The sequence below is a fragment of the Streptomyces sp. NBC_00271 genome, assembly GCF_036178845.1.
Classification (GTDB): Bacteria; Actinomycetota; Actinomycetes; order Streptomycetales; family Streptomycetaceae; genus Streptomyces.
Genome location: NZ_CP108070.1, coordinates 11716820 through 11736710, shown reverse-complemented (window position 1 = coordinate 11736710; position 19891 = coordinate 11716820). Strand labels below are relative to the sequence as shown.

17 protein-coding genes and 3 pseudogenes are annotated in these 19891 nt (G+C 69.3%); 11 read left to right on the top strand and 9 right to left on the bottom strand.

Going from position 1 to position 19891, the window contains the following annotated elements:
* The first annotated feature begins 267 nt into the window (after window positions 1–267).
* Both OG798_RS53760 and OG798_RS53755 read left to right on the top strand, forming a co-directional pair.
* The gene (locus tag OG798_RS53760; RefSeq protein WP_328755892.1) at window positions 268–1146 is read left to right on the top strand and encodes an LLM class F420-dependent oxidoreductase; all 879 of its coding nucleotides are present in this window, start codon (window positions 268–270) and stop codon (window positions 1144–1146) included.
* 173 nt (window positions 1147–1319) lie between these two features.
* Window positions 1320–2807 carry a GMC family oxidoreductase gene (locus OG798_RS53755; protein WP_328759960.1) on the top strand — a complete coding sequence of 496 codons (1488 nt, stop codon included), beginning with the start codon at window positions 1320–1322 and terminating at the stop codon, window positions 2805–2807.
* 207 nt (window positions 2808–3014) lie between these two features.
* Here OG798_RS53755 and OG798_RS53750 read toward each other — a convergent pair whose 3' ends face one another.
* Window positions 3015–3467 carry a MarR family winged helix-turn-helix transcriptional regulator gene (locus tag OG798_RS53750; RefSeq protein ID WP_097228467.1) on the bottom strand — a complete coding sequence of 151 codons (453 nt, stop codon included), beginning with the start codon at window positions 3465–3467 and terminating at the stop codon, window positions 3015–3017.
* Between the two features lie 305 nt (window positions 3468–3772).
* Here OG798_RS53750 and OG798_RS53745 point away from each other — a divergent pair.
* Together OG798_RS53745 and wrbA are read left to right on the top strand one after the other, a co-directional pair.
* Window positions 3773–4403, top strand: a pseudogene (locus OG798_RS53745) (YceI family protein).
* The gene (wrbA, locus tag OG798_RS53740) at window positions 4400–4984 is read left to right on the top strand and encodes an NAD(P)H:quinone oxidoreductase (RefSeq protein ID WP_120984875.1); all 585 of its coding nucleotides are present in this window, start codon (window positions 4400–4402) and stop codon (window positions 4982–4984) included. Before OG798_RS53745 ends, wrbA begins: the two are co-directional and overlap by 4 nt.
* A 296-nt stretch (window positions 4985–5280) precedes the next feature.
* On the opposite strand, the gene OG798_RS53735 is transcribed toward wrbA, so the two are convergent.
* Entirely contained in the window at window positions 5281–5691 is a 411-nt protein-coding gene (locus OG798_RS53735) for a hypothetical protein (RefSeq protein ID WP_095857395.1), read from the bottom strand.
* A 421-nt stretch (window positions 5692–6112) separates the two neighbouring features.
* On the opposite strand from OG798_RS53735, the gene OG798_RS53730 reads away from it, so the two are divergent.
* From OG798_RS53730 to OG798_RS53720, 3 genes are all read left to right on the top strand, one after another.
* Entirely contained in the window at window positions 6113–6730 is a 618-nt protein-coding gene (locus tag OG798_RS53730; RefSeq protein ID WP_328755893.1) for an LLM class flavin-dependent oxidoreductase, read from the top strand.
* A gap of 128 nt (window positions 6731–6858) precedes the next feature.
* Window positions 6859–9336, top strand: a complete 2478-nt coding sequence (locus tag OG798_RS53725) for a SpoIIE family protein phosphatase (RefSeq protein WP_328755894.1) — start codon at window positions 6859–6861, stop codon at window positions 9334–9336.
* A gap of 64 nt (window positions 9337–9400) precedes the next feature.
* Window positions 9401–10120, top strand: coding sequence for an SDR family oxidoreductase (locus tag OG798_RS53720; protein WP_328755895.1), 720 nt, complete (start codon window positions 9401–9403; stop codon window positions 10118–10120).
* A gap of 85 nt (window positions 10121–10205) precedes the next feature.
* Here the strand turns inward: OG798_RS53720 and OG798_RS53715 are convergent, their stop codons facing one another.
* Entirely contained in the window at window positions 10206–10589 is a 384-nt protein-coding gene (locus OG798_RS53715; RefSeq protein ID WP_097228284.1) for a hypothetical protein, read from the bottom strand.
* Between the two features lie 359 nt (window positions 10590–10948).
* Here OG798_RS53715 and OG798_RS53710 point away from each other — a divergent pair, with 359 nt between their 5' ends.
* Complete coding sequence (locus OG798_RS53710; RefSeq protein ID WP_267059887.1) at window positions 10949–11458, top strand: hypothetical protein; 510 nt, start codon at window positions 10949–10951, stop codon at window positions 11456–11458.
* An 87-nt stretch (window positions 11459–11545) separates the two neighbouring features.
* Here the strand turns inward: OG798_RS53710 and OG798_RS56975 are convergent.
* A pseudogene (locus OG798_RS56975) lies at window positions 11546–11749 on the bottom strand (helix-turn-helix domain-containing protein); the annotation flags it as partial.
* 109 nt (window positions 11750–11858) lie between these two features.
* Between OG798_RS56975 and OG798_RS53705 the strand changes: the two are divergent.
* Window positions 11859–12911 carry an MBL fold metallo-hydrolase gene (locus OG798_RS53705; protein ID WP_328755896.1) on the top strand — a complete coding sequence of 351 codons (1053 nt, stop codon included), beginning with the start codon at window positions 11859–11861 and terminating at the stop codon, window positions 12909–12911.
* A 7-nt stretch (window positions 12912–12918) separates the two neighbouring features.
* Here OG798_RS53705 and OG798_RS53700 read toward each other — a convergent pair whose 3' ends face one another.
* The 3 genes from OG798_RS53700 to OG798_RS53685 all read right to left on the bottom strand — a co-directional run bounded on the left by OG798_RS53700 (window position 12919) and on the right by OG798_RS53685 (window position 15951).
* Window positions 12919–13638: a helix-turn-helix transcriptional regulator gene (locus OG798_RS53700; protein ID WP_328755897.1), complete on the bottom strand. Its 720-nt coding sequence runs from the start codon at window positions 13636–13638 to the stop codon at window positions 12919–12921.
* Window positions 13639–13654: 16 nt separating this feature from the next.
* Window positions 13655–14620: an alpha/beta hydrolase gene (locus tag OG798_RS53695; RefSeq protein WP_328755899.1), complete on the bottom strand. Its 966-nt coding sequence runs from the start codon at window positions 14618–14620 to the stop codon at window positions 13655–13657.
* Between the two features lie 389 nt (window positions 14621–15009).
* The gene (locus OG798_RS53685) at window positions 15010–15951 is read right to left on the bottom strand and encodes a DUF5996 family protein (RefSeq protein WP_220788987.1); all 942 of its coding nucleotides are present in this window, start codon (window positions 15949–15951) and stop codon (window positions 15010–15012) included.
* Between the two features lie 225 nt (window positions 15952–16176).
* On the opposite strand from OG798_RS53685, the gene OG798_RS53680 reads away from it, so the two are divergent.
* On the top strand, window positions 16177–17031 hold the full coding sequence (locus tag OG798_RS53680) for an NmrA/HSCARG family protein (RefSeq protein ID WP_328755901.1): 855 nt from the start codon (window positions 16177–16179) through the stop codon (window positions 17029–17031).
* Window positions 17032–17359: 328 nt separating this feature from the next.
* Here OG798_RS53680 and OG798_RS53675 read toward each other — a convergent pair whose 3' ends face one another.
* Window positions 17360–17530, bottom strand: a complete 171-nt coding sequence (locus OG798_RS53675) for a hypothetical protein (RefSeq protein ID WP_037652668.1) — start codon at window positions 17528–17530, stop codon at window positions 17360–17362.
* A 183-nt stretch (window positions 17531–17713) separates the two neighbouring features.
* Window positions 17714–18941 (bottom strand): annotated as a pseudogene (locus tag OG798_RS53670) (RNA-guided endonuclease InsQ/TnpB family protein).
* 201 nt (window positions 18942–19142) lie between these two features.
* On the opposite strand from OG798_RS53670, the gene OG798_RS53665 reads away from it, so the two are divergent.
* Window positions 19143–19877, top strand: a complete 735-nt coding sequence (locus OG798_RS53665) for a hypothetical protein (RefSeq protein ID WP_328755902.1) — start codon at window positions 19143–19145, stop codon at window positions 19875–19877.
* Window positions 19878–19891 lie beyond the last annotated feature (14 nt).

The following is a 19891-nucleotide window of genomic DNA, read 5'->3' as shown; positions in this document are numbered from 1 at the left end:
GTTCATGCACCGCTCCTTTGCCGCGCTCATGTACCGGTCCTTCCGGTCCTTCCGGTCCTTCCGGTCCGGGGACCGGAAGGAGCGTTTCCGTGAGGACGACGCTAGAAGCGTGCACGGATGGAGCCATTGGGCGACGAACACCACATTTGCCGGGAAATTGGTTTCTTGGCACCAATATGCGCGGCACTCACCGGTATTTCCTTGCTTGACAAAGCAGATGAATGCCTAAGCATACTCGGTCGGTCGGTCCGGCACACGGGAGCCCGCATGAACCTCGGCATGGCCATCGCTGACTTCACCCAGCCCCAGGGCCCGGCAGGCATCGCACGTCACGTGGGCCGGCTCGCCCGCACCGCGGAGGAGTACGGGTTCACACGCATCGCCGTCATGGACCATCTCTTCCAGATCGGGATCGTGGGGACGTCCGAACAGGAAATGCTGGAGGCGTACACCACGCTGGGCTACCTGGCGGCGAGCACCGAACGCGTGGAGCTTCTCGCCCTGGTGACCTCGGCCGGCTACCGCGAGCCCGGCCTGCTGGCCAAGATGGTCACCACGCTCGACGTGCTGTCCGAGGGCCGGGCGGCCCTGGGCATCGGTGTCGGCGCGGGGTTCAACGTCGCCGAGGCGCGCGGACTGGGCCTGCCCTTCCCGCCCGTCGCCGAGCGGTTCGAACGCCTCGAGGAGACGCTGCGGATCTGCCTGCAGATGTGGAGCGACGACGAAGGGCCCTTCAACGGCCGCCACTACCGGCTCGAGCGCACCCTCAACTCCCCCGCCACGGTACGGCGCCCCCACCCGCCGATCCTGATCGGCGGGTCCGGCGAGCAGAAGACGCTGCGGCTCGTCGCGGAGTACGGCAACGCCTGCAACCTCTTCCACGGACCGGACCTCCGGCACAAACTCGACGTGCTGCGCGGACACTGCGACCGGGCCGGGCGGGACTACGACACGATCGAGAAGACCGTCCTCCTCCCCCTCGACCCCGGGCCGCGGGGCAAGCACGTGCCGGGCCTGCTCGCCGAACTGCGCCGGCTGCACCGGATCGGCATCGACCACGTCATCGGCCCGGTACGGGGAGCCGACCAGCAGGCGGCCCTCCAGCTGCTCGGAGAACGCGTCGTTCCCGAGGCAGCGCATTTCTGAGATACCGCACCTCTGAGGCACCGCATCCCCGACCTCAGTACGTGGCAGGAACCTGACCAACCCCGCAGTATCAATTTGCTTGAAGAAGCATTCAAAGAGCATCCACTGACAAGTCCTCGGAGGAAAGTCCGTGAAGTGACAGCAACGACCGGCCGGGCAAGGACGCCGATGTCATCGTCGTCGGAGGCGGATCCGCGGGCGCCGTGCTCGCTGCCCGGCTCAGCGAGGACCCGCAGCGCGAGGTCCTGCTGATCGAGGCAGGCCCGGACTACCCCGCGGGGCAGTTCCCCCACGGGCTGCGGACCCCGCATCTGCTGGCCGATCCGGACCACGACTGGGGCTACACCGCGCGGGGCACCGACCGGGCCCCGGGCATCCCCGCTCCGCGCGGCCGGACCATGGGGGGCAGTTCCGCCGTCAACGCGGGGGTGGCCATCCGGGCGCGTCCCGGGGACTTCGCCGCCTGGGCGGACCGTTACGGCATCAAGGGCTGGTCCTACGAGGACGTCCTCCCCACGTTCAGGCGCATGGAGAACACACCGGCCGGCGACGACGCCTACCACGGGCGCCTGGGCCCCTTCCCCGTCCGCCAGTGGTCCTACGAGCAACTCACGTCGCCTCTGCGGGCGTTCGTCGACGGCTCGGCGGACCGCGGGTTCCGGCGTGTCGAGGACTTCAACGGGGCCGAGCAGGAGGGCGTCGGCGGCTATCCCGTCAACATCGTCGGCGGGGTGCGGCAGAACACCGCCCTGGCCTATCTGACGCCACCGGTGCGCCAGCGCCCCAATCTCCGGGTGCTGAGCGAGGTCACCGCCGACACCGTACTCATCAAGGACGGCACGGCGCGCGGCGTGGTGAGTGCCTCCGGCACCGTGTACCGGGCCGCCGAGGTGATACTCGCCGCCGGCAGCTACGGCAGTCCGGCCATCCTGCTGCGCTCCGGCGTCGGACCGGCGAAGGACCTGCGGGCACTGGGCATCGGTGTGGTCGCCGACCTGCCGGTCGGCCGGCGGTTGCAGGACCATCCCTTCTTCCACTCGCTGTTCGCCCTGGCGCCCGGGCACCAGACGATGACGGACGCCTTCTCGGCGGGTCTGTGGTGCGCCTCGACCGAGGCTCAGGCCGGCGAACTGGACCTCGGCATCGTGGCCGTGCACCTGCTGGACGGCTCCTTCAGTCCGACCGGCGGAGCCCTGCTCCTGGCGACGGCCGTCACCCGGCCGGAGTCACGAGGCTCCCTCCGCCTGGCCGGCCGGGACCCCTACGCCGCTCCGGTCATCGACGACAACTACCTCGCCACCGCCAGGGACCGCCGCCGCATGCTGGAGGGCGTGAAGCTCGTGCGCGGCCTCGTGGGCACGCCGCGGTTCGCACGGGTACTGGCCGGCGAACTCGTTCCCGGCGACGCGGTCCGGGGCGACGAGGAACTGCTGGACACGATCGAGGCCGGGATCTCCACTTACGGTCACCCCACCTCGACCGTGCCCATGGGAGGGCCCGAGGACGAATGGTCCGTGGTCGACGAGTCGGGCGCGGTCAAGGGGGTCGAGCGGCTGCGCGTCGTGGACGCCTCCATCATGCCGGAGGTCCCGTCCACCGTGACCAACGCGACCACCATCATGATCGCGGAGCACATCGCCCGCCGCGTGTACCGGGCCTGACGGAACGTCGCGTGTACCGGGCCTGACGGGGCGTGGGGAACCCCCGGCGCCGGGGAGCGCGGCGCGGACCGCCCGGCGCTGGTGCGGTCCGCGTCGGCTCCACCGCGCGGGCGGCGACGAAATTTGTCGAACAGGACGGCGGGTGGCTCTTCGCCGAGCGCGGACTGATGGCCGACCGGACCGGGACACGGCCGTCCGTGGCCTGGTTCAGTCCAGCTTTTTCACAACGGCCTCGAACTGCCTCACCAGAGCGGGCAGGGAGCGTCCGTCGAGCTGGTCGACGACCCGCTTACGGGCACTCGCCAGATGAACGGGGTAGGCGGCCTGAAGACGCTTCAGCCCCTCGGGGGTCAAAGAGGCCACATTGCCCCGCCCGTCGCCTTCGTGGCGCCGCTTGGTCACCTGGCCCCGGGCCTGGAGCGTGTCCACGATCCGGGTGATCCGGCTTGCCGACAGGGCGCTGGCCGCGGCGAGATCCGTCATCCGCAGCTCCTGGTTCTCCGCTTCGGAGAGACTCATGAGGACGACGTACTCGGTGAGCGTCAGACCCGTGGCCCGCAGCAGATCGTCGTCCAGCGAGCGCGGGAGCGCGATGATGACGCGCATCAGGGCACGCCAGAATCGCTCTTCCTCGGCGGCCAGCGGATCAACGTCACTCATCCGTGCAGCTTACATGCTCAAGCAAGCAAGCTCAAGCGGTGATCGGATCCCGGGCCCCGCGCAGCCTGCGGCGCCGACAGGGCCGGCCGACGGCCGACCGCACCTGCGCCTGCGCCTGCGCCTGCGCGGCGAACGGGCTGGCGGTCGCGGGATCCAGTCGACCATGGCACGCCTGCGGGCACTGGCCCGACAAGCCTCAATTTACTTGCTCGACAAAGCATCACCACCCTAGAGATGCTTGCTTACGCAAGGAACAATCTGCCGGGGATCGCCGTGTGCGACGACGAGTGAGAGGCCAGAAGGGCATGAGTGTCCAGTTGCCGCCCGCCGGGACCTACCAGGTCGATCCGGCGCGATCGTCCATCACCTTCACCACCCGGCACCTGTTCGGCCTCGGCAGGGTGAACGGCACTTTCACGCTGGAGTCGGCGAGCATCTCCGTCGCCGAGCCGGTGCCCGGGTCGGCCGTGCACGCGGTCGTCGCGGCGGGCAGTTTCCACACCGGTGCGGCTCGCCGACGATCACGTGCGCTCGCCCGCGTTCCTGGACGCGGACCGGCACCCGGCCATCCGCTTCGAGTCGAGCGGGGCGGTCCGCGGCGACGACGGCATCTGGACGGTGGAGGGATCGCTCACGGTCCGTGGGCACCGGGCTCCCCTCCGGCTGACGATCGACTCACTGACCGTCAGGGACGGATCGCTGCGGCTCTCGGCCTCGGCGACCGTCGACCGGCACCGCCACGGCCTGACAGCCGCCCGCGGGATGGCGGCGCGCCGGCTGCGGCTCTCCCTGACCGCCACCGCTCACCCCACCACCAGTCCCACCGCCGGCCCCATCACGAACGCGACCACGCGCCCGGCCCTCAGCACGGCGACTCGCGCCGTCGCGCCGGCAGAAGAAGAAAGGGACCTTCTGATGTCTCCCAAGTCGCAGTGATCTACTACTCCTCCACCGGGACGGTCCACGAGCTGGCGGAGTCGGTGGCCGAGGGCGCCCGCAAGGAAGGCGCGGAGGTACGGCTTCTGCGCGTCGCCGAACTGGCCCCCAAGGAGGCCATCGCCACCAACGAGGCCTGGGCGGCGCACATGGTGGCCACCGAGGACATCCCCATGGCGACCCCGGACGACATCGAGTGGGCGGACGCCGTCATCTTCGGCTCCCCCACCCGGTTCGGCAACATCGCCAGCCAGCTCAAGCAGTTCATCGACACCCTCGGCGGCCTGTGGGCCCAGGGCAAGCTGGCCGACAAGATCTACAGCGGCTTCACCGCCACCGCCACCGCGCACGGCGGGCAGGAGTCCACGCTGCTGGCCCTGTACAACTCCGTCCACCACTTCGGCGGCATCATCGTCACGCCCGGGTACACCGACCCCGTGAAGTTCGCCGACGGCAACCCCTACGGCACCAGCCACGTCAACGGCCAGGGAGCGGTCCCCGTCGACGACACCGCCCGTGCCGCCGCCGTCTACCAGGGCAAGCGCGTGGCCGCCGTCACCGCGCAGTTCAAGAACGCCTGACAGGACGTTCCGGGCCGCGTCACGGCGCGCGGGCCGGGGCCGGGCTCGACCGCTCGGTCGGCGGGGGTCAGTGCTGGGCAAACTGAACGCGCGTCGGCTGCACGGCGTCCGGCCGCAGGGCGATCCCGTTGAGCACCAGCGGTTCTCCGTAGATGTCGGTGATCCTGATCGCGCCCCCGCACCCGCTGCCCTGGTCGGAGAGGAAGTAGTTGTAGTCGGGGGCGATCCGGTCTGTACCCCGCTGCCGGGTCGGGGCTGCGGCGGAGGGGGTGAAGTTCCCTGCGCGGGGCCGAACATCAGGTCAGCGGAGGGCTGAAGGGCCCCGCGGCCCTCTCGAAGACTTCGAGGGTGATCTCCGGGACGAAAACAGCATCGCTCTCCAGGCCCTCGGGAAGGTGTCCCCGCATGTCCTCACGGCACAAGAGCGTGCCGTCGGGAATGAGGATCCCCGCGCCGAGCCGGTCCGCCAGCTCGATGATGATCTTCCACACGTCGCCGGTCTGCGGGCGTTCGACGCCGATGCCGCCGCCAAAGACGAACACCTCGGCCTCGCTGCCGTCGGCGGCACGGATCCAGAACTCCGTATCGCCCTCGGCCGCCTTCTCGGGCGCGGCGTCGCAGGGCGAAAGGACCGCCCGGACCACGTCCATGTCCGGCTCGGCCGGCTCACCGTCCAAGAACCGGTAGAGGCTCAGGTTGTAGCTCATTGCGGCGGCCCCGGTCTGCACACGAGCCCGATTGCCCTGACGTCGTCGCCGAGGGGCCCGATGTCCCCGCTGCCCAAGAGGGGCCTCCTTCGCTGTCGTGTGCGGGGATCATCGCATCGGCGACTGACAGCAGGCGCCAGAACTCCCGAACCAGCCGGACCGCTTCGGCCTTGACCGGCACGGCCGTCGCGGCGAGCGCTTCGCGGCGCCCTGCGACGTCCGGGGAACGGGGAACGGGTGCCGGACGTCCTGGCGGCCCGACGGCATGAGCACTCTCGACAGCCGGGGTCCGGACCGCTCCCCGGTCCGGGGAGGAACGCGCCTCGCACTAGCGTGGCCGCATGCGTTTTGCTTTCAAGACGTCACCGCAGAGTACGACTTGGGACGCCATGCTCCAGGTGTGGCGGGCCGCCAACGACACATGGCGGCAACGCTCGACATCGTGTCCGGCGGCCGGCTGGAGCTCGGCCTCGGGACCGGCTGGAACCAGGAGGAGTCCAGTGCCTACGGCATCGAGCTGGGCACCCCGAAAGAGCGCAGCGACCGGTTCGAGGAGGCGTGCGAGGTCATCACCGGTCTGCTCAGCCGGGAGAGCACGACGTTCAAAGGCAGCTCCTACGAGCTGACCGGCGCCCGCTGCAACCCCAAGCCCGTGCAGCGGCCGTACCCGTCGCTGTGCATCGGCGGCAGCGGCGAGAAGCGCACCCTGCGCACCGCCGCCCGCTTCGCACAGCACTGGAACTTCGACAGCGGCACGGTCGGGCGGTTCATCCGCGCGCGACGTACTCCACCAGTACTGCGCCGACGTCCGCCGGGGCCCGGCGGAGATCCTGCTGTCGAGCCAGGTGCGGTTCAGCGGCGATCCGGCCGCGACGGCGGCCAGCGCCGCCGAGCTCGGCGAGGCCGGTGCGGAGCTTGCCATCGTCTATCTGCCGCCGCCCTGCACCGCCGCCGTGCTGGAACCGCTGGCAACAGCGCTGGGCCGGCCGGCCTGAGCCCAGGACCGGCGCCCTCCGCAGCCCTGCGCCGACCTGGATGACGGGAGCTGTACCAGTCACGGCTGCAGCGCTGTCACAAAACCAACCACTATCCGGTCATTAGGGGAGAAAAGGGGCACATCGCTGGAGCCCCGCACCGCCGGCTTTCCCAGACTCCCGAGGACAGCACTTGACGACTACGACCAGCCTCGACGCAGTGACACTCGGTAAGCAGTTGAACGCGTCCGACATATCCGACACGGCCATCGCGCTGCTCGACGAGCAGGGGATGGTCGCCGCATGGACACACACCGCCGAGCGGCTCGTCGGATTCTGTGCCGGGGACGTCGTGGGCCGGTCCGCCGCACTCGTGCTGCCGTCTTTCAAGGAAGCGACGACGACATCAGCGTTTGTCGAGCGGTGCCGTGCCGAGAACGGGTGGTCAGGGGCGACGGCAGTGCGCCACGGGGACGGCCGCGTACTCGACGCCAGCGTACGGCTCACGATGCTGCACGGTCAGGACGGGACAGCGCGATGGCTCGCGTCCGTGACCGACGCCGTCCCGCAGTCCGGGGACGCGATCGACAGATCGGTGCGGGGACCGCTTCTCGCCCGCGCGCCGATCGGTGTCGGCATTCGCGACCGGCAACTGCGGTCCACCTACGTGAACGACGTTGCCGAGAACCACGACGGCCTTTCCCGTGACCGACGTCTCGGACGTCGATTCACCGAGGTACTGCCCGGTGTCAATGCCGAAACCATCGAGGCGGTGATGCGGCAGGTTCTCCAGAACGGTGCGACCAAGATCCACGAGTACCGGACGTGGCTGCCGACGAGTCAGGGCCCGGAGCACCAGTTCGCGGTTTCGTTCCAGTGCCTCCAGGGCGCCGACGGCCGAGCGCTGGGGGTGTGCATCATCGGCGCTGACGTCACCGCGAGCCGGCGGACGCGTGAGCGCCTCGCCGTCCTCAGCCAGGCCAGTACGCGTCTGGGCAGCACCCTGGATGTGACGCAGGCCAGCCAGGAACTGGCCGACCTGGCCGTGCCGTTGCTCGCCGACCACGTCGCCGTGGACCTGGAGCAGTCGATCTCGTTCGGGGAGGGGCCCCCGGTCCGCATCGGCGCGACGGGCAAGCATCTCCCCGGTCTCCGGCGTGCCGGTCTGGCCTCGATCCACCAGGGGGTCCCGGAATCCCCCTGGGCGTGCGGCGAGCCGGTGTTCGTGCCGCCGGTCTCACCCTTCACCGACGTCCTGCGTGCCGGGAAGTCCTTCCTGGAGCCGGTCCTGGACACCGCCTCGGGCGCATGGATCGACGAGATGCCGGAACTGGCGCGCAGCGTCCGTGAGCACGGCGCGCACTCGATCATGATCGTACCCATCCGTGTACGGCGCTCCCTGCTGGGCGTGGCGCTGTTCGTCCGCACGAAGGATCCCGTGCCGTTCCATGAGGTCGATCTCCTCCTGGCCGAAGAACTCGTCGGCCGCGCCGCGCAGTCGTTGCACAACGCCCGTCAGTACGCCCGCAAACACACCGCCGCCCTCACGCTGCAACGCCATCTGCTGCCCCGCCGGTTGACAGGCGGCACAGCGGTCGAGGCGGCGTCGCGCTACCTGCCCGCGGACCTGGACCACGGTGTCGGCGGCGACTGGTTCGACGTGATCCCGCTGTCCGGCGCACGGGTGGCGCTCGTCGTCGGCGACGTGATCGGACACGGCCTCCACGCCGCCGCGACCATGGGCAGGCTCCGCACCGCCGTCCACACCCTCGCCGCCATGGAGCTGCCTCCCGACGAACTGCTGGCCCAGCTCGACGACACGGTCCAACGGCTGGGCGAGGAAGACGCCGACACCCCGGACCAGCCCCCCGCGGTGGTGGGCGCCACCTGCCTGTACGCCGTCTACGACCCGGCCACCCGCCGGTGCACCATGGCGAGCGCCGGGCATCCCCCGCCCGCGATCATCGACCCGCAGGGGCAGGTCACGTACCTCGGCCTTCCCCCCGGAGCCCCCCTGGGTGTCGGCCTGGGGGACCCTCCCGAATCCGTGGAACTGGAACTGGCCGAGGGAAGCATCCTCGCCCTGTACACCGACGGCCTGATCGAGACCCGCGACCACGACATCGAAGAGGGAATGCGCCGGCTGGGCAGCGTCCTCGCACAACCGGGCCGGTCTCTTGAAGACCTCTGCGACATCGCAACGCAGTCCCTTCCGGACCAGGCACCGTGCGACGACGTCACACTCCTGCTCGTCCGCACCCGCTCCCTCGGCCCGGCCCGGGTCGCCTCCTGGACACTGCCCGGTGACCGGTCCGCCGTCAGCAGCGCCCGCACCCTGGCCGCACGACAGCTGACGGAATGGGGCCTGCAAGGTCTTCAGGACGCCACGAAACTGATCGTCAGCGAACTCGTCACCAACGCCATCCGCCACGGCACCGGACAGATCGAGCTACGGCTCGTCCGGCACCAAGTCCTGACCTGCGAAGTGTCCGACACCGGTCCCTGCACCCCGCGTCCGCGTCGCGCACGCACCATGGACGAGAACGGCCGCGGCCTCTTCCTCGTCACCAACCTGTCCCGCAGGTGGGGCTCCCGCCCGATACCGGGCGGCAAGGTCGTCTGGGCCGAACAGAACCTCCCCCACACATCCGGCCTCCGATCGGCCGCCTGAGGCGAACCCACCCGCCCCCCACACACGATCGATGCGCAGATCAGCGCAGCGAAGGAGTGAACCCGTGATCCGCAGACGAGTACTCGTCACGGGCGCGTCCAAAGGCATCGGCCGCGCCCTCGCCGAGCAGCTGGCAGGAGAAGGCCACACCCTCGTGGGCATCGCCCGCAGCGCACCGCAGTCCTTTCCCGGCGAGTTCCACGAAGCCGACCTTGCCGACCGTGCGGCCACCGATCAGGTCCTGGGCGAAGTGATGGGCGCGGGGCCGGTCGACGCCGTGGTCAACAATGTGGGGATGGTGCGGCCCGCGCCCGTCGGGGAGGTCGCTCTGTCCGACCTCGACGCGGTTCTCGACATGAACGTGCGCACCGCGGTCCAGATCGTCCAGGCCGTCCTGCCCGGCATGCTGGAGCGGTCCTGGGGCCGCGTGGTGAACGTCACCAGCCTGGTCACCCTGGGGCTGCCCGATCGAACGTCCTACGGTGCGGCCAAGGCCGCCCTGGAGTTCTTGACGCGAGGCTGGGCCGGAGAGCTTGCCGCACACGGGATCACCGTCAACGCGGTCGCCCCGGGCCCCACCGAGACCGAGTTGTTCCGGGAGAACAACCCGCCCGGGTCGGCCTCAGCCGCCCGCTACCTGGCGACCGTTCCCATGGGAAGGTTCGGGCGCCCGGACGAGCTCGCAGCCGCCATCGCCTTCCTGCTCTCCGAGAAGGCGGGTTTCATCACCGGCCAGATCCTGCGCGTCGACGGCGGTGCGAGCATCGGCCGCAACAGCGTCTGAAAACGGCACAGCGGTGCGGGGTACGCGGCTCACCGCGCACCCCGCACCGCCCGGACGACGTTCTTCAGCCCGGTCCTAGCGGCTGCTATTCATTATTGTTGTTGCCGTTGTTTCCAGCGATTTTGATGAACTTGACATTCTTGGTCGTCGTGACGACCTTCTTGATCACGACACCCTTGGAATTCTTGGTTATTTTGGTCGTCTTGGTGATCTTGGTGATCTTGAGGCCGTTGGTGGTCAGTTCCTTCTTGACCGTCGTCTTGGTGATGGTGGTCGTACTGTTCTTGACCAGCCCCGTGATCTCGGCGGCCTGGTGGCCCTGGTGGCTTGCCGTGACCGCGGCCACGGGCCCGGTGTGCGGCGTCGCCGGGGCGGCGAAAGCGCTGGAGGGTACCAGCGCGCCTCCCGCCGCCAGGGCGGTCGAGGCGGCAAGCATCACAAGGCGCTGAGTACGGGAAGTGCGGGTCATGGGAATTCTCCTCCGTGAGAAATAATCAGGGTTTCCGAACAGTCCTGGAAATTCGCGGCCATTCGGTGAGGGCCAGCTGCTGTTGAACGGGCCCGCATCTCCATTAGGCACCGGCGGACGAAAGGAGTCATGCCCCTGGAATGCGTGGCAGGAGAACTCGGGACTTGACGGACGACGGCAGCTCTGCTGCGGACGCGCGGCACATCAAGCGGCACATCAAGGGGCCCGGAGCCGGGGCGGGACGGGTGCGGGTTAGCCTGGCAGATCCGGGCTGGATCATCACCGGCACCTGACCGCCCGATGCCGGCGGAGCACCCCGCCGCTGTCCGCCCGGGACGGACGAGAACGGAGCAGCCTGCGTGAGCGACGCCCAAGCCAGCACCCAGGAAAAAGCCGCGGCACCGGCGGCCGCGGCCGATCTGCCCGAGCGGATACGCCGGCACCGGCGCCACACGCTGGAGCTGCTCACCGTCTGCGCCCTCGGCCTTGTCCCCTGGACGGTCCTGCTGGCGATGACGCTGCCGTCCGTGTACGAGGTCCGCCAGTGGCGCGTGACATGGGTCGGGTTCGACGCCCTGCTCATGGTCGCGATGGCGGCCACGGCGCTGCTCGGGTGGCTGCGGCACCGCGCTGTGATCGTGTCGGCGACCACGACGGCGGTGCTGTTGATCTGCGACGCGTGGTTCGACGTGTCGCTCGCTTTCGGCACCTCGGGGGTGTGGCTGTCGGCGGTGCTCGCGGCGTGTGTCGAACTGCCGCTGGCCTTCTACCTCATCCGCCGGGTGATGGGGATGCTCTCGCTGGCGCAGTGGCCCACCGCCAAGGCCGCCGCCGACAACAGCACCCAGCCGGCCCGCCCGGACGCCTGAACCCGCCCTGCCTTCCCGCGGCGGAGACGACCGGCGACGGTTCCTGGCTGCGCTCACCGGGCGCACCCCAGACGCTGCCGACGGAGCCGGCCCCTGGGAACGCAGCGCTTCCCGCCCGCCGGACGCCCAAGCGCGGCGCCACTGGTCGACCGACTTCTCGCCCACCCGCAACTCCCGGGCGACGCACGGGACTTTTACGTCCTCCTCGAAGAGGTCAGCGGCCCGCATACACACCTCTTCGCGGCGCTTGCGCTGCCCGGCGGTCAGGCCGCCCTCCTCCGGATACCGCATACTTCCGGGCTGCCAGCCAAGACGGACCCTGCCACCAGGCCCGACAAAGACCCAGCCGCTATAACGCCAAGGTCAGTAACAGCGCTGCGAGAATGAGCGAGGAGACTTCATGCCAGACACCAGCAGGTTCGCCCCGGGTCTACGAGCACGGCTGGCGGGAGCGGTCCGGCAACACCCCATCCTCTCGATCGCCCTCGCACTCAAACTGACAACAGCCGTGGCGCTGGGCGCTGTGTGGCAAACCAAGATCCGCCACTCCGGAGACCTCAACGACTACCGCGACCTTCTCGTGGACGACCCCGGCGGACCAAGTGGAGCCACGGTCAAGGTGACCTCATTCGGCACCACCATGATGCTCGTCGACGACGGCACCACCCAGATCCTCATCGACGCTTTCATCACCCCGGCCGGCCTTCTCGATGCCGCGCTCGGCCGACCGGTCTCCACCGACCCCGACGCAGTGGACACCGCACTCGACAAGGTGGGCGCGGACCGCGTACGCGCCATCTTCATCTCTCACTCCCACCACGACCACGCGCTGGACGTCGCCTACATCGCCAACCGCACAGAAGCCACCGTCTACGGCTCACCGTCCACGTTGAACATCGCCAGGGGCGGCAACGTCCCCGAGGACCGCTTGGCACTTCTGGACCCGGAGAAATCCGTCACGGTGGGCAGCTTCACGGTGCGCACCATCGCCTCCAAACACTCCCCCAACCCGATGGGCGGTGAGGGCGCGACCATTGACAAGCCCCTCCTGCAGCCCGCGCCCATCAGCGCATACAAGGAGGGCGGCACCTACGACTTCCTCGTGGCGGCACCAGAGACGAGCATGCTGTTCAAAGGTTCAGCCAACTGGATCCCCGGCGCGCTCGCCGGAGTTCACGCTGACGCCCTGTTCCTCGGCATCGGCGGTCTCGGACGCGCCGAACAAAGTTTCAGCAAGAACTTCCTCGACGCGACCATCGGCACCGTTCAGCCTGCCATGGTCATCCCCACCCACTGGAACGACTTCTTCTGCCCGGTTCACGAGGGCCTTTTGCTGCAACGCAAACTAGTCGACAACACTCCCGCCGCGTTCGACACCGTGCTCGCCCGCACCAAAGCCGACGGCGTCGACATAGCCCTGCTAGAAGCATTCGCCAGCATCACGATCCACTGATCGATTCTCATGACGGAGGTCTGAATGAGGTCAGTGCAGTGGGTTGTACTGCGCCGACGGCGGCCGAGCCGAGCAGTAGCTCGGTCAGGCTATGCGGCTGTGCCTGTTCACTGGTCGGAGCCGCTGCTGCGATCCGGTCCAGCCGGAAACCCCGGCCCGCCCGGCGTGTACGGCACCAGGCGATGAGGTACCAGCGGCCGTCGGCGGTGAGCAATCCGGCCGGTTCCACGACGCGGTCGCTTTCGTGTCCGGCCGCGTCGGTATAGGACAGCCGCAACACCAGGTTGTTGGCGAGGGCCTGCTCCACCGCGGTACGGACCGCGCAGTCGCTGCGCGTCGGCAGGGTAACGATCCGTGCGGCGAGTTCCTGCGCCGCCGCCGAGGCGGGGCCGGTCATCGAGGCCGCAATCTTCTGGGCCGCCGTGCGGGCCGCACCGACGTAGGGGGTGGAGGCGTCAACCGCGGCGAGCGCAGTAATCAGTGCCGCGGCTTCGTCGGCGGTGAGGCGGACCGGGGGCAGGGTCATCTCCGGGTCGATCGACCAACCGCCGCCTCGCCCCGGTATGGAGCGCACCGGGACACCGGTCTCCAACAGGGATTGCAGGTCACGCTGCACCGTGCGTGTGCTGATCTCGAACCGCGTGGCGAGCACCGCGACCGTCAGCGGCCGCGGCGCCACCGCGCGCAAGTCCTCCACCAGCGCGTACAGCCGGGCAGTTCGGTTCATGCCGCCGACGCTACCGTCACGCAGCGGCCAGGAAATCCCGCTCGCGCCGCAGTTCCCGCTCGGTGATGGTCAGGGGGAACAGAGTGAAGCCGTGCATCGCGCCGGCGACGACGCCGAGCTGCACAGGCGCGCCCGCCGCCTGCCACCGTTGGGCCAGGAACAGCGAGTCGTCCAGCAGCGGATCCTCGGTGCCGACGACGATCCGGGCAGGCGGCAACCTGGTCAGGTTCGCGAACAGGGGCGACACCTCGGGAGCGCGGCGCTGCTCCTGCCCCATCCCTGGCGTGAACAGCTCATAGCTGCCCCGGATCGCGTCGGTGTTGCTCAGCAGTTGTCGGGAGCCAAACGACCGCTGGCTTGGTGTCATCGACAGGTCATAGGGGCCGAAGAGCAGGTGGGCCGCCCGAAACGCGCCGGTGATGCCGTACCGGTCACGAAGGCGCAGCAGCGTCACGACGCTGAGATGGGCACCGGCCGATTCACCGCCGATCAGCAGCCGTTCGGTACCGAACTCGGCCGCGGCGTGTTTCGCCAGCCATCGGGCAGCCGCTTCGCAGTCGTCGGGCCCGGCGGGGAACGGGTGTTCCGGCGCGAGGCGGTACTCCACGCTCACCACGGCCAGCCGCGCCTGCTCGGCGAGCCGCCAGAGCCGCTCGTCCTGTCCGTCCGCGGACCCGAACGCCCAGCCGCCTCCGTGGATGTGCAGGTACACGCCGTCGGCATGGTCCGGCACGAAGACCCGTACCTTCACTCCGCCCTCAACAACGCGGTCCCGCCCGTGCGGCAGTCTTACCGGTGGCGTGTCACCGCCGAGCCGGTTGCGCCGCAGGAGCGCCAGCACGGCTGGGCTCGGCACCTGCCCTCGAGCCGGACGGCTCACGGCGGCAGCCTCAAAGTGCTCGTTGAACGCCAGGGTCTCGGGGAGACAGTCCTCATCTGTGATCGTCATGCCGCCGACAGTCGCAGCCGCCCGCGACAACACCCTGTCACCCTTTCTTTGTGAACCACGTCACAACCTTGCCGCGCTCCTGGTGTGATCGGGCGCGAACACCGGGTCGTACGTTCAGGCGGCGAGTGGTCGTCCGCCCCAGCGGATGCATTCCTCGCCGCGGACGCGGGCGCTCTCGCATCGCTGGGCGGCCGGGACGTCGGGGTGCCGAGCATTCCGGCTGCGCCGGCGCAGGTAGCGGTGCAACTCCCGCGTCTGGGGGACAGCGACGGGCATCCCTCAGGCACTTCGAGGTGGTCGGCGCGGCGCCCTCGGTCCTGTCCCCTGGACGGTCCTGCTGGCGATGACGCTGCCGTCCGTGTACGTCACGAACCGTCCGGCCGCATACCGAGAGCGCACCCGCCCCCAACACGCCCGCCCCTCTACCGGTACTTTCGCCACCGGTTCGGGTCCTCTTCCAGGGCCGCCCGGTCCCAGCCGCCGTGCTCCGCGGCCGCCTCGTAGGTCGTGTGCAGGAAACCGGCCAGTGCCCGGTCCGGGTCGGCCGCGGTGCGCACCGCCTCGTACGGCAGAAGGAACTGGCTGAAGTCAGAGCTGTAGAACGCGTCGGCCGGGGTGACCGGGTGGCCGGCGAAGCCACCCGGCTCGGGATAGGCGTACGAGTAGAAGGCTCCCTCTTCACCGCCGCCGGGCCAGAAACCACAGCTGCTCAACTCGCGGGAGTAGCCCTCCACCATCACCCAGTCACCGCAGTTCGGGGCGCTGCCGGGATACGGCGGCGCCACCCGTCCGGAGAACCTCGTGCAGGCCATGTCCATGCCGCCCCAGAAGAAGTGCACCGGGCTCACCTTGCCGACGAAGTACGAGCGGAACTCCCCCAGCGCCCGGTTGGCCTGCAGCAACTGCCGCCAGAAGAGCTGCGCGGCCCTCGGGTCGTAGGAAGTGTGCCGCTGGTCCTCGTCGAAGGGGATCGCCGGCTCCACCTCGTTGGGAGACGCCTGGATCTTCGTCTCGATTCCCAGCTCACTCAGGGCCCGCATCGTCTCGCGGTAGAAGTCGGCCACCGGCCTCGGCTCCAGGGCCACGCTGCGGTGGGCGCCGTCGCTGCCACGGATACGCAGCTGATGGTCGAGGAAGTCGAACTCGATGTCGAAGACCCCTGAGCGGTAGGGGATCGCCGACGTGGTGAGGCCGCACGGGCTGACATAGAAGGTGACCTGCCACCAGTGATTGACCAGGGGCGCGTGGGCCAGCCGGATCTTGCCGACGATCTGGGCCCACATGTGCAGTGTGTCCCGGGTCTCGGTCCAGTCGGCGACGCGCAGCCGCGGCCACGTCGCCTGCGACGCCCCATCGGAGATCACGGCCACAGCACACTCCTCCCGGGACAACCGGCCGACACCGACCACGCTGCCCTCAGCCGAGGAATCAGGCAACCCGGCAGGCCCCCGGCGCGCCTCACCGGCCACCGGACCGGGACGCTTGCATGCTCCACGAGCAGCCGTGCGCCCGCATCGCAAGCAGTGATCCAGCGGCTCAGTCCCACCCGCGGCGAGGCCCTCCGGGGCCGACCGAAAGGAGCCTTCCCCATGAATGTCGACCAGTCGGTACTGGTTCTCGGAGCGACCGGAGGACAGGGCGGCGCCGTCGTCAGCGCGTTGCTGTCCCGCGGCGCCGCCGTCCGTGGCCTGGTCCGCAACCCTCGATCCACTGCGGCCCGCGCCCTGGCCGCCCGCGGCGTCGAGGTGGTGGGCGGGGATCTCATGGACCGCGAGTCCCTGGCCTCAGCCATGCGGGGCGTAGCCGGTGTGTTCGCGATGACCACGCCCTTCGAGTCAGGACCGGCCGCCGAGATCGCACAGGGCCGGACCATTCTCGCCGCCGCCCGTCATGCTCGTGTGCCACACCTGGTCTTCAGTTCCGTGGCAGGTGCCGACCAGGACACGGGCGTACCGCACTTCGAGACCAAGGCCGTCATCGAGCGGGAACTGGCCGCAGGCGAGGTGCCCTACACGATCCTGGGGCCCACCTACTTCTTCGACAACGCCCTCGGCGGCGAGGACCGGATCCGCCAGGGGGTGCTCGATCTGCCCCTGCCACCGGACCGTCCGCTGCAGCAACTGGCACGCCCCGATCTGGGCGAGTTCGCTGCCGCCGTCTTCGCCGCGCCCGACGCGTTCGCCGGGCAGCGCATCGAGCTGGCCGGCGACGCCCCCACGCCCGATGACATGGCAGCCGCGTTGAGCACGGCAGTCGGTGCGACCGTCCGCCACCACGAAGTACAGCTCGACGAGATCGGCAACGACGACATGCGGGCGATGTGGACGTTCCTGCGTGGCCCCGGCTACCGCGTCGACCTGCCGGCGCTGCACGCCGCCCCTCCCCGTCTGCGCTGGACGTCGTTCGCCGACTGGGCCGAAAACACCTTCTCAACGACACCATGACAACGGCCCTGCCGGTCCGCTGAAAGGCGGCGCCACCGTGTGCCGAGCTGGCGGCGTCGAGCCCTCAGCGCCTCGAACGCCCCGGCCCGGGGTGATCCACGCTCTGCCCGAGGCATGCGGCCGAGTGTGCCCGGGAAGTCCGCCGTGTTGGAGGTGCGCGGTTCCGGGCGCGCACAGCGGGCCTCCCGGCCACACCGTTCTCCTGCCCCGCTCCCCGCCACCCGCGCACCGGCGCCGGCATTTTTACACAAGAGTCACATGCGGGCGGGGCGGCCCCGGACGTTGACGTCCGGGGCCGCCCCGCACCAGGGGGTGGAATTGCTGTTCGCTACCAGCGGTACCAACGGCCACGGCCGCCGCCGGTTCCGGCGGAACGCATGACGAAACCGAGCAGCCACACGGCCAGCACGATCACGGCCACGATCCACAGAGCCTTCAGCGCGAAACCGGCACCGAAGAGAACCAGCGCAAGCAGAAGAACGAGAAGCAGGGGAACCATAGTTATCAACCTCCGATGCAGCGAGTTCCCCGGCAACACACCGCCATGCACCCGAAATTTATGGGTTTCTTATCCTTCGGTGCGGGAATGCGGTACCGCTCCTGGCACTTCACCCGTCCGGCAGGCAGGCCTGTGGACCTGCGGGTCAGGCTGCGAAGCCGATGGTGTTGACGCCTCCCCCGGCTAAAGCAGGGGGATTCCTAGCTCACGTCGCCTGCCCCCCGGCGGGGGTGCAGGTCTTGCACGATCAGCACTAGCCGGGTTGCAGACCAGCCCGGACCAGCATCACGCGGGCGGAGTTCTTGTCCCGAGGGCTCACGACTCCGCACGCGGTGCAGGTATACGTCCTTTCGGAAAGAGGCAGTGCGTGCTTGGTTCTCGCTCCGCACTGCGCACAGTCCATCGTGGTGCGCGCGGGGTGTACCAGATGCACGGTCCGGCCGTGCTTGCGGGCCATCTCGACCAACGCGGCCTTCGTCGCTCCGATCGCGGCGTCAGCGGCCTTGCGGGCCATGGTCGACTTCGCGAGGAACTTGGGGCGGAAGTCCTCGACCGCCACAGCGTCATGGTCGCGGACGACCTTCTTGGCCCACTTGCGGGCAGCGTCCTGACGCTGCCGTGCCACCTTCTTGTGCAGCTTCGCGGCCTGGGCCTGCGCGGTGCGGTAGCCCTTCGAGGCAGCCCTGCCCTCCGGGGGACGACGGCGGGACATCATCCGCTGGTAGCGGGCGAGGCGCTGGGCGGCGTTCTTCCCGTGCTGGGGGTGGGGAAGGTCGTGCTCGTCGCTGGTGGTGGTCGCGGTCTCCTTGACACCCCAGTCGATACCGATCACTGCGCCGGTCTCCGGCAGGGCCCCGGTCACGGCCGGGACGACAAAGGACGCGTACCACGCTCCGGTGCCCTCGCGGTACACGCGGACGCTGGACGGAGGTTCGGGCAGGTCCCGCGACCACACCACCGTCACCGCGATGCCCCCGGCCAGGTGCAGACGACCGTTTTTGAGACGGAAGCCACGCCGGGTGTAATTCAGGCTGGGGGCGTCCTGGTGCTTTTTCTTGTACCGGGGCATACCGGCCCGCTGCCGCATCGGCAACCGGGCCTTGATGTCCTTGAGTGCTTTGGCCCGGGACTTCGCGAAGTCGCGTATCAACTGCTGCTGAGGAACCGAGGAGCCTTCACGCAGCCACAACATTGCGGTGCGGGCCTGCGTCAGCATCTTGTCCAGCCGTGCCGGACCGCACTTCTCCCCGTCCCGGTGGGCTTTCTTCGACCAGGCGGAGCATTCGTTCCACAACCACCTACAGCGCGACCACTCCGCCTCCAGAGCCGTGCGGGCGCCAGAAGAGACACGCAGGCGATAGGTGGAGCGGGCGTGCCCGTCACCTTCCGATTCCTGCGTAATCGCCGTCATGACGTCAACCTATCCGGGACGACTGACAGTTGAGAGCTCCCGACCGGTGAGGACAGCCTCACCGCCGTTGCGGGTGGGCACCGAATCGCCCTGCCGGCGATTCGGCCACCTCTGCCCTGCCCCGCAGGAGCCCGATTCCTCCCCGCCCTAAAAGACGGAGCACCCTCGGAGCAACTCGGTGAGCCGAGGACAATCGTCGCCATGAGTGACGGTACGGGTGATGCCGAGAGCCGCCTGGCGCGGATCGAGCGGCTGCTGGAGAGCGGTGAGCGTGAGGTGGTGCCCGCGTGGCGGCGGGCGACGCGGGGTGAGCCGCGCTGGGCGGTGACCGCGGTGATCCTGGTGGCGGTCGCTCTGCAGTGGATGCTGCCGCACCGGCTCGCCTTCCATCCGTACTGGGCTTTGCCGGCCCTGGAGTTGGTGCTGCTGGCCGGTCTGATCGCGGCCAATCCCCGGCGGGTCGAACCCCGCACCCGGTGGCTGCGGTGGTGGGGGCTGGCTCTGACCGGTGTGATCAGTCTGGCCAACGGCTGGTCGGCGGTCCGGCTGGTGGCGGGTCTGGTCAACGGCACCGCGGCGACGGAGGCCGGGCCGCTGCTGCTGAGCGGCGGCGGTATCTGGCTGACGAACGTCATCGTGTTCGCCCTGTGGTACTGGGAGTGGGACCGCGGCGGGCCGATGGCGCGGGTCCGCGGCCAGAGTCAGTACGCCGACTTCCTCTTCGTACAGATGCAGAGCCCGCAGACCGCGCCGCCGGACTGGGAGCCGGCGTTTCTGGACTACCTGTATCTGTCGTTCACCAACTCCACCGCCTTCAGCCCGACCGATGTGATGCCGCTGTCGCGGTGGGCCAAGATGCTGATGATGCTGCAGTCCTCGGTCTCCTTGGTGACGGTGGTGCTGGTGGTCGCCCGGGCCGTCAACATTCTCAAATGACCAGGCCGCGTGGC